Annotated in this window: 14 protein-coding genes; 8 read left to right on the forward strand and 6 right to left on the reverse strand. The window is 63.4% G+C overall.

The annotated features are described in order from the left end of the window. Positions 1 to 9 precede the first annotated feature (9 nt). A complete protein-coding gene (locus tag F0P96_RS13740; RefSeq protein ID WP_338074397.1) occupies positions 10 to 987 on the forward strand; it encodes a lipid A deacylase LpxR family protein in 978 nt (325 codons plus the stop codon). A 40-nt stretch (positions 988 to 1027) separates the two neighbouring features. Here F0P96_RS13740 and F0P96_RS13745 read toward each other — a convergent pair whose 3' ends face one another. Continuing rightward, entirely contained in the window at positions 1028 to 1993 is a 966-nt protein-coding gene (locus F0P96_RS13745) for a DMT family transporter (protein WP_151079487.1), read from the reverse strand. Between the two features lie 191 nt (positions 1994 to 2184). After that, the gene (dusB, locus tag F0P96_RS13750) at positions 2185 to 3171 is read right to left on the reverse strand and encodes a tRNA dihydrouridine synthase DusB (RefSeq protein ID WP_151079488.1); all 987 of its coding nucleotides are present in this window, start codon (positions 3169 to 3171) and stop codon (positions 2185 to 2187) included. Positions 3172 to 3231: 60 nt separating this feature from the next. On the opposite strand from dusB, the gene F0P96_RS13755 reads away from it, so the two are divergent. From F0P96_RS13755 to F0P96_RS13770, 4 genes are all read left to right on the forward strand, one after another. After that, positions 3232 to 4287 (forward strand): CPBP family intramembrane glutamic endopeptidase, encoded by a 1056-nt coding sequence (locus F0P96_RS13755; RefSeq protein WP_151079489.1) that lies wholly within the window; start codon positions 3232 to 3234, stop codon positions 4285 to 4287. A 44-nt stretch (positions 4288 to 4331) separates the two neighbouring features. After that, complete coding sequence (locus tag F0P96_RS13760; RefSeq protein ID WP_151079490.1) at positions 4332 to 5279, forward strand: phosphatidate cytidylyltransferase; 948 nt, start codon at positions 4332 to 4334, stop codon at positions 5277 to 5279. A 259-nt stretch (positions 5280 to 5538) separates the two neighbouring features. Continuing rightward, on the forward strand, positions 5539 to 6828 hold the full coding sequence (locus F0P96_RS13765) for a Glu/Leu/Phe/Val family dehydrogenase (RefSeq protein WP_151079491.1): 1290 nt from the start codon (positions 5539 to 5541) through the stop codon (positions 6826 to 6828). Between the two features lie 180 nt (positions 6829 to 7008). Then, positions 7009 to 7695, forward strand: coding sequence for a phosphatidylserine decarboxylase family protein (locus F0P96_RS13770; RefSeq protein ID WP_151079492.1), 687 nt, complete (start codon positions 7009 to 7011; stop codon positions 7693 to 7695). Between the two features lie 221 nt (positions 7696 to 7916). Here F0P96_RS13770 and F0P96_RS13775 read toward each other — a convergent pair whose 3' ends face one another. The 4 genes from F0P96_RS13775 to ribD all read right to left on the reverse strand — a co-directional run bounded on the left by F0P96_RS13775 (position 7917) and on the right by ribD (position 11528). Next, positions 7917 to 9101: a glutathionylspermidine synthase family protein gene (locus F0P96_RS13775; protein ID WP_151079493.1), complete on the reverse strand. Its 1185-nt coding sequence runs from the start codon at positions 9099 to 9101 to the stop codon at positions 7917 to 7919. A 4-nt stretch (positions 9102 to 9105) separates the two neighbouring features. Next, positions 9106 to 9780: a Cj0371 family chemotaxis-regulating polar lipoprotein gene (locus F0P96_RS13780; RefSeq protein WP_151079494.1), complete on the reverse strand. Its 675-nt coding sequence runs from the start codon at positions 9778 to 9780 to the stop codon at positions 9106 to 9108. Between the two features lie 67 nt (positions 9781 to 9847). Beyond that, positions 9848 to 10330 (reverse strand): GAF domain-containing protein, encoded by a 483-nt coding sequence (locus F0P96_RS13785; RefSeq protein ID WP_151079495.1) that lies wholly within the window; start codon positions 10328 to 10330, stop codon positions 9848 to 9850. Positions 10331 to 10469: 139 nt separating this feature from the next. After that, positions 10470 to 11528, reverse strand: coding sequence for a bifunctional diaminohydroxyphosphoribosylaminopyrimidine deaminase/5-amino-6-(5-phosphoribosylamino)uracil reductase RibD (ribD, locus tag F0P96_RS13790; RefSeq protein ID WP_151079496.1), 1059 nt, complete (start codon positions 11526 to 11528; stop codon positions 10470 to 10472). Between the two features lie 67 nt (positions 11529 to 11595). Between ribD and prmC the strand changes: the two genes are divergently transcribed. The 3 genes from prmC (at position 11596) to F0P96_RS13805 (ending at position 14445) form a co-directional block, all read left to right on the forward strand. Continuing rightward, a complete protein-coding gene (prmC, locus tag F0P96_RS13795; protein ID WP_151079497.1) occupies positions 11596 to 12456 on the forward strand; it encodes a peptide chain release factor N(5)-glutamine methyltransferase in 861 nt (286 codons plus the stop codon). Positions 12457 to 12536: 80 nt separating this feature from the next. After that, a complete protein-coding gene (locus F0P96_RS13800) occupies positions 12537 to 13139 on the forward strand; it encodes an acyltransferase (protein WP_151079498.1) in 603 nt (200 codons plus the stop codon). A gap of 10 nt (positions 13140 to 13149) precedes the next feature. Beyond that, positions 13150 to 14445: a nucleotide sugar dehydrogenase gene (locus tag F0P96_RS13805; RefSeq protein WP_151079499.1), complete on the forward strand. Its 1296-nt coding sequence runs from the start codon at positions 13150 to 13152 to the stop codon at positions 14443 to 14445. Positions 14446 to 14459 lie beyond the last annotated feature (14 nt).

Here is a 14459-nt window from a genome sequence, read left to right on the forward strand (position 1 = left end):
GCTATGGGTATGCGCTGTTTGCTGTTGTTTGGGAGCTTGCTGCAGCTGGCGCAAGCGCATGCCCAGTCGGGCCCAAATGATAGCGCCGCCGTGAGTCCCGACCGCCTCATCGGCTACTCCTTCGCCAACGACGCGTATTTCCGCACCGACTACTATTTCACCCAAGGTATGACGCTGAACGTGGTGCATCCTGGGCTGCGCCATTCACCCGTCAACCGCGTGTTGCTGCGCCCGCGGGCCGGCAGTACCAGCTACTTCGGCGTGCGGCTGCGCTACGATGGGTTTACGCCGCTGCGCATTCAGGACCCCTTCATTCGCGTCGGCGACCGGCCTTACGCCTCCTACATCTACGCCGCGCTCTACCGCATGGCCAACAACCCCAGCCGCCGCCAACGGCTGACCTCGGCCGTCAACCTCGGTTTCATTGGGCCAGCGGCCGGCGCGAAAGGCTTTCAAACCACCCTGCACGAGTGGCTGGGTGCCCCCACGCCACGCGGTTGGGACTACCAGGTGCAAAACGACGTGGTACTGGGTTACCAACTCGGGGCCGAAAAGCAGTTGGCCGCCGTGGGCCGGCTGGCCGAGCTGATCGGTACGGCCGACGCGTCGCTGGGCACGCTCTATACCTACGCCAGCGCGGGCGGGCTGCTACGCGTTGGCAAGTTGAACCCGTATTTCCAGAACCTGGGCCTGACGTCTCGCACCAACCGGGCCAGACTGCGGAAATTTCAGCTCTACGCCCAGGCCCGCACCGAAGCGCGGCTTATCGGCTACGACGCCACGCTGCAGGGCGGCCTACTCAACCGGCACAATTCCTACACGCTTTCGGCCAACCAGGTAAAGCGGGGCGTGCTGCGCAGTTCGGCCGGGCTGGTGGTGGCCTACGGCGGCGTAAGCGTCGAAACTTCTGCCGCGTTTGTGTCGCCGGAGTTCGACGGTGCCCGCCGGCACAAATGGGTTCAATTTGGACTGGAGGCAGCGTTTTGAGGCTATAAGCAACGTTGCCTTGCTACTACCGCCTCGCCACCTACTTCGCCCGGTTGATGATGAACACGCTGAGTAGGATAATGACCATGCCCAGCAAGTGCCAGCCGTTGATGACTTCGCCGTCGAGCAAGCCCCAGCCGAGGGCCACAATGGGCACCAAGTAGGTATTGGACGAGGCAAACAGCGCGGTGGATTGCTTGATGAGCTTGTTGAAGAGCACCATCGCGACGGCCGTGCTCATGGTGGCCAGCAGGGCAATGTAGCCGAAGGCCGTCCAGGCGCCGGGCGTGTGCTGGAGCTTGTGCACGAAATCGGTACCGAGCAGCAGATACAGCAAAGCCGGCCCGCCGATGAGCATGAGCAGCAAACTCGTCACCGCCATCGACGTCATCCCGTGAAAGCGGTGCTTGATGATGTTTATGCTCACCCCGTAGCCCAGCGTAGCCAGCACAATGTAGAGCCCGTACCACGCGTTGCCCTCGCCGGCGGGCGTGGCGTCGCCGCCGCTGCCGCCGAGGCCCATGAGCACGATGGTGCCCAGCAGCCCCGCCGCAATGCCTACCGCCCGCAGCCACGTGATGCGCTGCCCGAAAAACACGCCCACCAGCAGCGTGAAGGCCACCGTGAGGGCATTGAGCACGCCGGCCAGGCCCGAGGCGAGCTTGGTTTCGGCGTAGGCAAAGAGGAATGCGGGAACGAACGTGCCCACCACGCCGCTCAGCAGCAGCCATTTGTAGCGGCTGCGCTCCACCTGCCGCACGTGCCGCAGCGCAAACGGCAGCAGCAGCAAAGAGGCCACCGTCACGCGGGTAGCGCCCAGCTCCATGGCCGAAAACACCACTAAGCCTTTCTTCATCAGAATAAACGAGGTGCCCCAGATGCAAGCCAGCACAATCAGCAGCAGCCACGCCGCCAGGGGCGTGGGCGAGTGGGGCGGCGGACCGGCAACAGTGGCAGAAGCAGGAGCGGCCGCGGCGGCCGGAGCGGGGGAAGGGGAGGAGGGCATCGACCGCAAAGGTCGGTACTCCTGCCGACGTAAGCCATCCGGTTTCTTGCGCACTTGCGGCAAAGGTCAGCTTCTGGTCGTGCGTGCGTGCCGAGCGGGAACGTAAACCGGCACGGGCCGCTGCTGCTTCTCGGGTGGAAGCAGCAGCGGCCCGTGCCGGTTACAGTTCAATGGCTAAGGTGGCGAAGCGCTTACGCGTACACCGCCTCGCTCTGGGCAATTTCCGCCAGAATGGCCCGCACCTCGTCGGGCGTGCCGGCTTCCACCAGCTGCGTGCGCCACTGTTTGGCGCCCACCAAGCCCTTGAAGTAGTGCGCGTAGTGCCGCCGCATCTCGAAGATGCCCACTTTCGGCCCTTTCCACTCGATGCTTTTCTCGAAGTGCATGACGCAGGCCGCCACGCGCTCCTCCAGCGTGGGCGGAGCCAGCTTCTCGCCGGTGGCCAGGTAGTGCTTGATTTCGCGGAAAATCCACGGGTAGCCGATGCTGGCGCGGCCAATCATGATGCCGTCGACGCCGTAGCGGTTTTTGTAGTCGGCCGCCTTTTCGGGCGAGTCGATGTCGCCGTTGCCGAAGATGGGAATCCTGATGCGCGGGTTGTTTTTGATGGCCGCAATCAGGCGCCAGTCGGCGTCGCCCTTGTACATCTGCACGCGGGTGCGGCCGTGAATGGTGAGGGCCTCGATGCCTACGTCCTGGAGGCGCTCGGCCACTTCCTCCACGTTTTTGGTGGTTTCGTCCCAGCCCAGGCGGGTTTTCACCGTCACGGGCAGGTGCGTGTTCTTCACCACGGCGGCGGTCATTTCTACCATCTTCGGAATGTCGCGCAGCAGGGCCGCGCCGGCGCCCCGGCAGGCCACTTGCTTCACCGGGCAGCCGTAGTTGATGTCAATCAGGTCGGGCCCGGCCACGGTGCTGATGCGGGCGCACTCGCCCATCGTGTCCACGTCGGAGCCGAAGAGCTGAATGCCGATGGGCCGCTCGTAGTCGAACACGTCGAGCTTCTTGCGACTCTTGGCCGCGTCCCGAATCAGCCCTTCCGACGACACGAACTCGGTGTACATCAAATCGGCGCCGCCCTGCTTGCACACGGCCCGGAACGGCGGATCCGACACGTCCTCCATGGGCGCGAGCAACAACGGGAAATCGGGCAGGGCAAGGTCGCGGATGTACACCACAGCGGAAGGGGTTAGCGTATTTTACGCAAATTTACGATTCTGCTTAACCCCGCTGCCCCCATGAAAGGTTTCCCCCGCACAGAAGACACCCTGCACCCCGCTTTGTCGCTGCTGCTGCTGGTTATGCTGGTGGGCGCCGGCATGTGCCTGGGCATGTTTGTGGCCGTGGCCATCGTATCGGGCCTCTACGGGGTAGAGCTGCTGCGCCTGCCCGAGGTGCTGGGCGCCCCCACCCGCCACGCCCACGGCTGGGAAATTCTGATGTGGCTGCAGGGCCTTACGCTGCTCATGGGCTTCGGTGCGGGTGCTTTGGCCCTGCCCATTATCCGGGACTTGCGGCCGACCTCGTATTTCATGCCGCGCCGCTCGGTGCCGCTCTGGTGGCCGGTAGCGGCTATGGTGCTCATCGTCATCAGCGTGCCGGCGCTGTCGGGTCTCATTGCCTGGAACGCCGACCTGCACCTACCCAGCTGGCTCTACGAGTTTGAGCGGTGGGCCCGCTTCAAGGAAGACCAGGCCCAGGAGCTGACTACCTTTCTTACCCGTTTCAACACCCCCAGCCGCTTCTGGGTGGCAGTGTTGGTGGTGGCCGTCATTCCCGCCATTGCCGAGGAGTTGACGTTCCGCGGCGTGGTGCTGCGTCAGTTCACCCGCTGGACCGGCTCCGTGCACTGGGGCGTGTGGCTGTCGGCCATCGTGTTCAGCGCCATTCACGTTCAGTTCTTCGGCTTCTTTCCGCGCGTACTTCTCGGCGTGCTGCTGGGCTACCTTTTCGCCTGGAGCGGCAATATCTTGGTCTCGATGGCCGCGCACTTCGCCCAGAACTTCTTCCAACTGCTGCTCCTGTACCTGCAGCAGCGCAATAGCATTGAATTCGATGCCGACTCCACCGAGGCCCTGCCTTGGTACTGGATGCTGCTGTCGACCGTTCTCACCCTTGGCCTGCTCTACTGGCTCTACCAGCGCCGTATTCAGGTCCAGACGGCGGTCCTACCGCTCGGTCACACGCTCAGCGCCGAGGGCATAGCGGCCGCCGCTCCCGTAGCCGGCGAGGCCCATACCCTCAGCACCCGCGGCGTAGCCAAAGCACCCGGCCCCGACGCCACTCCGGCCTAAGCCGTATACGCTTTTCCCTTCCTCCGCCTTCAGCCGTTCCCCGTTTGGCCTCGTCACCTCCTTCCTCCACAGATTCGCCCACCACGGCGGCCAAGCCGGCCATGTCCAACATGTGGCAGCGCATTATTTCCGGCGTCGTCGGGGCCATACTGTTGCTGGGCTGCATCTGGTACAGCGGCTGGACGTTCGGTTTATTTTTCGCCGCCGTGCAGGCCCGCATGTTGTGGGAGTTCTACCGCATGATGAAGGAGTTGGAATACAAGCCCGGAGCCATACTGGGCGGCAGTCTGAGCGTGCTCATCTTCGCCTGCGTTTTCTGCATCGCGCAAGCCAGTGTTGTCACCCCCGATTCGATGGCTACTGGAGAGACTATATGGCATGTAGCTCGGTGGGGTTATGCGGCCAAACAATCTTTAATAGCGGTATTTCTGCTGTTGCCAGTACTGCTGTTGCTGCGCGAAATGTTCTGGTGGCCCCGCCAGAAGCAGCCGTTTTCGCCTTTCCCCAACGTGGGAGTAGCCTTGCTCGGTTTTTGCTATGTGAGCTTGCCCATGAGCGGGCTGAACGTGCTGGCCTTCACCGACAGCGGCTACGACTACCGCCGCATCGTGGCCCTGCTCTTTATGGTCTGGGCTGCTGACATCGGCGCCTATGTATCCGGCAAAAACTTCGGCAAGCACAAGCTCGCCCCCAGCATCTCGCCCGGCAAAACCTGGGAAGGCTGGGCCGGCGGTGCCCTGCTCACCCTGGCCGTCGGCTGGGCCCTGGGCTACCTCATTCCCGAATTGCCCCTCGCGCATCGCCTCGTCGCCGCCACCGTGGTAGCCGTCTTCGGCCCCTTGGGCGACTTGGCCGAGTCCATGCTCAAGCGCAGCGTGGGCGTGAAAGATTCCGGCCGCATCATGCCCGGCCACGGCGGCCTGCTCGACCGCTTCGACGCTTTCCTCTTCGTGGTGCCTGTGCTGGTGGTGCTGCAACTGCTCTTCGCATAGCCGCCCGCTCCTTAACAATTTACGAAACGCTACTCTGCCCTTACGCTAAGCTACCCGGTCCTTCCGACGGTATTTTGACTGGCCGAGAGGAAACCCGGAGCGGGCAATGCAGCCCAACTTGAGGTAGCTACACCGCGCATTTATGCGTATTGGGGAATCCTAGTACCTTTGGCGCGCCTTTTTCCGCCCGTTTCGGGCGCAAAAGGCAGCCTCCCTATCTTCCTTTTCCCCACTTCCATTTCCTTTCCCCACACGACGCATGGCTGCCACTACGGTGTATAAAGAGCCGGCCCCCATTGTGGACCGCGAAAACCCCCTCGAATCGATGATGTCGCGCTTCAACATCGCGGCCGATATCCTAGGGCTCGACGACCAGACTTACAACGTGCTCAAAGCACCCGACAAGCAGGTCATCGTCAACATTCCCGTCACCATGGACAACGGCAAAGTCCGGGTGTTCGAGGGCTACCGCGTGGTGCACAACACCATCCTGGGCCCGTCTAAAGGCGGTATTCGCTACGACAAAAACGTGCACCTCGACGAGGTGAAGGCCCTGGCCGCGTGGATGACCTGGAAGTGCGCCGTGGTGGACATTCCCTACGGCGGAGCCAAGGGCGGCATCATCTGCGACCCCACCACCATGAGCGCCGGCGAGATTGAGCGCATGACCCGCGCCTACACGCTGGCTCTGAAAGACATCTTCGGCCCCGACCGCGACATTCCGGCTCCCGACATGGGCACCGGTCCCCGCGAAATGGCGTGGCTAATGGACGAATTTTCGAAGACCAACGGCATGACCACGCCCGCCGTGGTGACTGGCAAGCCCCTCGTGATGGGCGGTTCGCTGGGGCGCACCGAGGCCACCGGCCGCGGCGTAATGGTATCGGCCCTGGCGGCCCTTAAGAAGCTCGGCCTCGACCCTAACCACGTGTCGGCCGCCGTGCAGGGTTTCGGCAACGTAGGCTCCTGGGCGGCGCTGCTGCTCAACCGCCAAGGCGTGAAAATCAAGGCAGTGTCGGACGTGAGCGGGGCTTACTGGAACGACAACGGCATCAACATCGAAGAAGCCATTGCCTACAAGAACGCCCACAACGGCCGCCTCGACGGCTTCACCGGCGCTACCTTGATGGACAACGCCAACGACCTGCTGACCGCCGATGTGGACGTGCTGGTGCCCGCCGCTGTGGAAGACGTGATTACCGAGCACAACGCCCACGACATCAAGGCCAAACTCATCGTGGAAGGCGCCAACGGCCCCACCTCGGCCTCGGCCGACCCCATCATCAACGAGAAAGGCATTCTGGTGGTGCCGGATATCCTGGCCAACTCGGGCGGCGTGACGGTATCCTACTTCGAGTGGGTGCAGAACAAGCAGGGCTTCAAGTGGACCGAGGAAATGGTGACCGAGCGCGCCGACCGCATCATGAACGACGCGTTCGAGAAAGTGTACGCCACCAGCCAGAAATACAACATTCCGATGCGCATCGCGGCCTACGTGGTAGCCATCGACAAAGTGGCGCAGACCTACAAGTTCCGCGGCGCTTACTAAGCTCCCAGGTAGCACCAAGCCCAACTTGGCGCTACCTTCGGCAACCGGCGCAGGCACGGCGCCGTTGCTACCGTCTGACTACGGCCCACCCGACGCCTCGGCAGTTCGGGTGGGCCGTATTCGGAACCCGGACGCCTTGCCGTAAGGCTGTTCGAGTCTGTGCACCTTGCTGCATCCTACATGAAAATCCACAAAGAAGGTCGTCGTATTCTGTTCTTCACCGCGTTGGCGCTGCTGGCCATCAACCTGCTGTTGCAGCGCTACAACGCCGCGGCCGACGGCTTCAACAAGGTATTTGCGGTGGTATCGGTGGTGGCGTTTCTGCTGCTGCTCCAGTTTTTCCGCAGCCCCTTCCGCAATCTGCTCACCCACGAAGACCTCGTCATTGCCCCGGCCGACGGCAAGGTGGTGGTGATTGAGGACGTGCACGAGCCCGAGTACTTCGACGACGTGCGCAAGCAGATCAGCGTGTTCATGTCGCCCATCAACGTGCACATCACCCGCAACCCGGTATCGGGCATCGTGAAGTACTTCAAGTATCATCCCGGCAAGTACTTGGTGGCCTGGCACCCCAAAAGCAGCACCAAAAACGAGCGTACCACCGTCGTAGTCGAGTCAGAAGCCGGCCCGCAGGTGCTTTTCCGGCAGATTGCCGGCGCCATGGCCCGGCGCATTGTGTGGTACGTGAACGAAGGCGACGAAGTAAGCCAGGGCGAAGAGTTTGGCTTCATTAAGTTTGGCTCCCGTGTGGATATTTTCGTGCCCGTAGACACCGAAATGAAAGTACAGATCGGCGACAAGGTAAAAGGCGGCCAGACCGTCATTGCCCAGCTCAAGACCACTGCGCCGAGCTTGTTCGGCAACTAGGTTCAGGCTTTCAACAGATAAAACGGCGCCCCGGCCTTAGAAAGCCGGGGCGCCGCTTTTGCATTATTCGAAAACCTGTAATGCGTGTGATACGGCCAGTGACTTTGTTTTCAGGTCATGCAGCGCGTAGCGAAGCATGACGTTCGGGCAGCGCGCTAAAGATGCTTCGACTGCGCTCAGCATGAAGGAGTAGAGGCTATTCTAGTTGACCTTGGCCTTTGCTACTCGCCCAGAATGTGTGGCACAAACTCCGATAGATTGGTGATGACGCCCGCCGCGCGCCGGAAGCTGATGGCGCAGGCCTCGCCGGCCCAGAACACCCCTGCTTGGTACTTGCGGCCCTGGACATCGGTGGGCAACTCGGCCCAACGCTGACGCACGTGGGGTTGGTGGTCGAAGTCGCCGGCTTCGGCGTGGGTTACGCGGCCGTCCTGCACCTCGCTCACGTTCTGGCCTTCGCGGCCGAAGAGCGGCTTGCGCACGTAGTGGCCGGGCAGGTCTTCCATAGCGGCTTCGAGCAGCAGCGGGTGGTGTGGGAAGACCTGCCACAGCCATGCCAGCAGCCCTTTGCTCTGAAACAGCAGCGTATAGGCCGGGTTGGCAACGATAACGTCGCGGCTGAGCAGCAGCTGGGTGAGGTCGGCGGTTAGCTCCGGCTCTTCTTCGGCCAGAATTTCCCACGGCACCAGCTTGAACAGGAAGCCGAACCGCTGCCACTCGTCGGGGCCGGTTTGGGCCCACACGCCCCGCTCGTCGCCGGCCACCGATACCTGCATGGCGTCGACGGAGCAGACGTGCACCGAGGCAAAGCCAGCGGCGCGGGCAGCCTCGGCCACCACGGCGCAGTTGGTTTCGTCTTCGGCGCTGTCGGGCAAATGCACCAGCAGCAGACTGGGGTCGAGGTCGGGGTTGAGGCCGCGCCACTCGTGCAGCTGGGCTTCGAGGCCTTCGAAGAGGCCGTTGGCCTGGCGTTCCTCGTCGGTGTGGCCGGCGGCTACCAGGCTGGCCCACTGCACCACGGCGGTTTCGGGCAGGCTGGTGGCCGTGTCGGCGTTGAACTCGATGAGCTTCGGGCCCTCGGCGGTGGGGGCGAGGTCGAAGCGGCCGTAGAGGTGCCAGTGCCGGTCGTCGTTCCAGGAGTGGCGCACGGCCGCCCAGAGGTTTTCGGGAATGGCCAGCAGGCGCAGCAAGTCGTCCGGAATGGGGTCGGGAATGGCCTGCACGAGCATGTCGTAGAGCGTGTCGGCGGCGTTGAGCAGCTCCTCGGCCTGGGCCTCGGTGAGCTGCACGGCTTCGCGGGCGAGGTAAGCGGCGCAGGCATCTTCCACGGCCCAGTCCCAGCCCAGTGCCCGAATGGCGGGCGTTACGTCGCCGCCGAGTGGAATCAAGCGAATGGCAGCAGCCATCTGACTACCCGCCAAAGCCGCGTCCGCCGAAGCCGCCGCGGCTGCCAAAACCACTGCTGCGGCCCATGCGCGGCGCCGAGCTGCGGTAGGCGCCGCGCGAGAACGTGCGGCTTTCCTGCACGCCCGCTGTGCGCGACGAGCGGCTGCCGACAAAACCGCGCCCGAAGAAGCCGCGGCCCTGGGTTTCCCGTTCGTGGGCAATGTTCTGGCGCCAGCCCTGGTTGCCGGCCAGCAGGCCGGGATTAGCGTAGTAGCTGGGGTTGGGCGTGAGGAAGCGGCCGGCCATGTAGCCGATACCGCTCCACATCAGCACGTCCATCATGCCGCTGTGGCCCACGCGGTTTTCGGGGTGCTGGCGGCTGTAGTCCTGCATCTGCCGCTGCAGGGCTTGGCCTTGAAGCGTGTCGGTCTTGCCGTCGAAATGGTGCAGGATGGCGGCTACTTCTTCCTTGCCGGCAGGGCGCTCGGCCGTGATTTTCCAGTCGTTGGGCTGCACCTCGGTCATTTCGGTAATGACACCTTGGCTGTAGGTTTCTCCGCTCCAGTCGCCGGCTTCTTCCGTGTCGGTGCGGTTGTCGGACGAGCAGGCGGGCAACACGGCCAGGCCCAGGCTGGCAGCAGCGGCTACCAGCAGCAGGTTGCGGCGCCAGCTACCGAGCGGGTAGAAGTTCTTTTTCATAGCGGTAGGAAAAGGAGTGCGGCAGTTTACGGCAAATCGGCGACGAAGCTCAGGAAAAAAGCGCGGTTCAGAACCAGCGGGCCATCAAGCGGGCCAATTCTTCCAGGTGCTGTTGGTCGGTCGCGTCGAAGTCGTCGAGCTGGTCGCTGTCGACATCGAGCACCGCTACCACAGCCTCGTTCTTCATGATGGGCACCACGATTTCCGACTTCGACGCGCTGCTGCAGGCAATGTGACCGGGAAACTGCTCCACGTCGGGCACCAGCAAGGTGCGGGCTTCGGTCCACGCGCTGCCGCACACGCCCTTGCCGCGCCGGATGCGCGTGCAGGCCACCGGGCCCTGAAACGGCCCAAGCACCAACTCGTCGTTTTTCACGGCATAGATGCCCACCCAAAAGAAGCCAAAGGTTTCCTTGAGCGCGGCCATGGCGTTGGCTAGGTTGGCCACCAGGTCGTCTTCGCCCGTGGTCAGGGCTTCGATTTGGGGAAGCAGGGTGCGGTATTGTTCGGCTTTGGAAAGCGAACGGTCAATGAGCAGGTCTTCGGCCATGAGCAAGAAATCAGGTGGTAAAACCTGAGGTATACATTGAAGAAGCGTCGCAAAAGTAGCGGCCACCATAACGCCTGCACCCGCCGGCTTGTTCAGCACAAGACAACTAAGGTTGAGGCATTGCGCATTCTCGCCGCTGTTAAAAGAACACAAACAGCTCGTCGGGGCCGATGGTGCGTTGCTCGCGCAGGCCGGTGAGGCTGAGCGGCGGGGCCACCACGCCGCCCGCGCCAATGCGCACTGTGGAGGAGCGCAGCACCCGGATTTCGTCCCACAAGCCGGCGTTGAGCAGCATCTGGTGCAGGGCCGGGCCGCCTTCCACCAGCACCGACTGCACCTGCCGGGCGTTCAAATCGTCGAGAATGGCGGGCAGCAGGTCATCGGAGCCCGGCACCGAGACGTAGGTGCGGTTGTCGGCATCCTCGGCCTGGCCGTGGGTGTAAACGACGGTGGGCTGGCTGCCGTCGAGCAAATGGTGCGTGGCGGGCAGGGTCAGGTTGCGGTCGATGACGAGGCGTAGCGGGTTGGGGCCGGGCCACTCGCGCACGTTCAGCTGCGGGTTGTCGTTGAGGGCGGTGCGGGTGCCCACCATAATAGACTGCTCCTCGGTGCGCCAGCGGTGCACCAGCATCTTGGCCGCTGGCCCGCTGATGGCCACCGGCTGCCCCTCGGGCCCGGCCACAAAACCGTCCGTCGATTCGGCCCATTTCAGAATGAAGTAGGGCCGCTGCCGTTCCTGCACGGTGAAAAACCGGCGGTTCAGCCAGCGGCCTTCTTTCTCAAGCAGGCCGGTTTTTACTTCGATACCAGCTGCCCGCAGCTTCTCGATGCCGCGGCCCGCCACCAAGGGGTTGGGGTCGAGGTTGCACACCACCACGTCGCGCACGCCCTTGGCAATGAGCAAATCGGCGCAGGGCGGGGTTTTGCCGAAGTGCGAGCAGGGCTCCAGCGTCACGTACACCCGGCACTGGCCCAGGTCCACGTCGGCCGGCACCGCGGCCAGGGCGTTGACTTCGGCGTGCGGCCCGCCGTATTGGCGGTGCCACCCTTCGCCCACCACGCGGCCGTTGGCATCGGCCACCACGCAGCCCACCATGGGGTTGGGCCGCGCGTATCCCACGCCCAACAGGGCCAGGTCGAGGGCGCGGCGCATCAGTAGCACGTCGGTGGGGGAGAAAGAGGGAGCAGGTTCGGCCATAAGCCAAATATAGGCGAGGAAAGAGGTGCCCGCACCGTGCCTGCGGGCAAGAGCTACCTTTGCCTGCATGACCGTTCGCCAGCTCACCGACCACCTCGCGCAGCAATTGCAGGCCGTGTACCAGCCGCCCGAAGCCGCCAGCATGGCCGCGCTGGTGATGGAGCACCTGCTGCAGTTCGATTCCTTGCAGCGCCGCATGCGCTCGGCCGAGGACGTGCCGGCCGATGTACTGGCGCAGGCCGAGGCGCTATTGCCGCGCCTGCTGCGCCACGAGCCGGTGCAGTACGTGCTCGGCACCGCGCATTTCTACGGTCTGGAGCTGGTGGTGACGCCCGCCACGCTCATTCCGCGCCCCGAAACCGAGGAGTTGGTGGCGCTGATTGCCCAGGAGCAAGCCGGCCGCCGCGGGCTGTGCCTGCTCGACGTAGGCACCGGCAGCGGCTGCATTCCCATTGCCCTCAGCCGCGAGCTGCCCGGTAGCCAGGTCTGGGGCCTCGATATATCCACCGAGGCCTTGGCCGTAGCCCGCCAGAACGGCCAGCGCTACGCCCCGCAGGTGGAGTGGCTGCAAGCCGATATCCTGACCCAGGACCCGCCCCAAATTGAACCCGCCAGCCTCGACGTGCTGGTAAGCAACCCGCCGTACGTGCGCGAGTCGGAACATGCGCTGATGCGGCCGAACGTGCTCGACTTCGAGCCGCACACGGCCTTGTTTGTGCCCGATGCCGACCCGCTGCTGTTCTACCGGCGCCTGGTTACGCTGGGCCGACAATTGCTGCGGCCCGGCGGGGCTATCTACTTTGAAATCAACGAAGCCCTGCCCGCCGAAACCGTGGCGCTGCTGGAGCAGCAGGGCTACCACACCGCCCGCTCCCTGCCCGACCTGACGGGCCGCCCGCGCATGGTGCGGGCCACCTGGCCGGGCTAAGGCGTGGTATTTTGGCCGGACTTGGTATGCCTGAAAAGGCCTACCTTTGCCCGCCGCAAACTTCCACTTTACTTCCCCCAATGCCCGACGCTCCCGCTTATTTTGCCCACCCCACGGCCATCCTCGACGAAGGCTGCCGGATTGGGGCCGGCACGCGCATCTGGCATTTTTGCCACGTCAGCGGTGGTGCCGAGCTGGGCGACGGTTGCAGCCTGGGCCAGAACGTGTTTGTGGCCGACGGCGTGAAGCTGGGCCACAACGTGAAGGTGCAGAACAACGTGAGCCTCTACACCGGCGTAGAATGCGCCGACGATGTGTTTCTGGGGCCGTCGGTGGTGTTTACCAACGTGCGCAACCCGCGCTCGGCTGTGCCGCGCCGCCACGAGTACCAGCCCACCCGGCTGGGCCGCGGCGTAACGGTGGGGGCCAACGCCACCATCGTCTGCGGCGTGAACTTGGGCGAGTATGCCTTCGTGGGAGCTGGGGCGGTGGTCACGCGCGACGTGCCAGCCTACGCCCTCGTGTACGGCACCCCGGCCAAGCGCCGCGGCTGGATGAGCCGCCTCGGGCACCGCCTGCAGTTCGACGCCCAGGGCTATGCCTCCTGCCCCGAAAGCGGCGAGGTGTACAGCCTCGGGCGCAGCGGCACGCTAACTTGTATTACTCCCGCCTCCAACGCGTAACGAACTTCCTGTGTACGAACAGTTATTAACCAAAGAAGCCAAACTGGCCGTTATCGGCCTCGGCTACGTGGGTCTGCCCATTGCTCTCGAATTTGCCCGCAAAATCAGCGTCATCGGCTTCGACATCAACGCCCAGCGCGTGGCCATGATGCAGAACCGCCAAGACCCCAGCGGCGAGCTGGAAGCCGAGGCGTTTGACGGTTGCGACATCACCTTCACCGACTCGCTCGACGTGCTGCGCGAGGCCCGCTTCTTCATCGTGGCCGTGCCCACGCCCATCGACGAGCACGCCATGCCCGACCTGAAGCCGCTCATCGGTGCTTCTACCTCGGTGGGCAAGGTGCTCAAAGCCGGCGACTACGTGGTGTACGAATCGACCGTGTACCCGGGCTGCACCGAAGACGACTGTATTCCGATCCTGGAGCGCGAGTCGGGCTTGAAATTTCCCACCGACTTCAAAGTCGGCTACTCGCCCGAGCGCATCAACCCCGGCGACAAAGAGCACACCCTCTCGCGCATCGTGAAAGTGGTGAGCGGCTGCGACGAAGAGTCGCTGGAGGAAATTGCCAAGACCTACGAGCTGGTGGTATCGGCCGGTGTGCACCGCGCCTCGTCCATCAAGGTTGCCGAAGCCGCCAAGATCATCGAAAACACCCAGCGCGACGTGAACATTGCGCTGATGAATGAGCTGTCGATGATTTTTGACCGCATGAGCATCAACACTTTCGAGGTGCTGGAAGCGGCCGGTACCAAGTGGAACTTCCTCAAGTTTTCGCCCGGTCTGGTGGGCGGCCACTGCATCGGTGTCGACCCCTACTACCTGACTTACAAGGCCAAAGAGCTGGGCTACGACGCGAAGGTTATCCTCTCGGGCCGCACCACCAACGACGGCATGGGCGCCTACATCGCGCGCAAAACCGTGCAGATGATGATCAAGCAGGGCAAGGACGTGGCCAAGTCGCACGTGCTGGTGATGGGCGCTACGTTCAAGGAAAACGTGGAGGACATCCGCAACTCCAAGGTGGCCGACGTGATTACCGAGCTGAAGAACTTCTCGGTGAATGTGGACATCGTGGACCCGCACGCCGACTCGGATGAGCTGCACCACGAGTACGGCTTCCGCCTGACCCCGGAAGACCAGATGCGCACCGACTACGACGCCGTGGTGGTGGCCGTGAGCCACAAGCCCTACACGGAAAAGGACGAGGCTTACTTCAAGTCGATTACGGCGCCCAACGCGGTGCTCGTCGACGTGAAAGGCATGTTCCGCAACAAGATGGCCGACCTCCACTACTGGAGCCTGTAAACTGAATTGTCAGA

Origin of the sequence: Hymenobacter busanensis, assembly GCF_008727865.1 — a bacterium.
GTDB lineage: Bacteria > Bacteroidota > Bacteroidia > Cytophagales > Hymenobacteraceae > Solirubrum > Solirubrum busanense.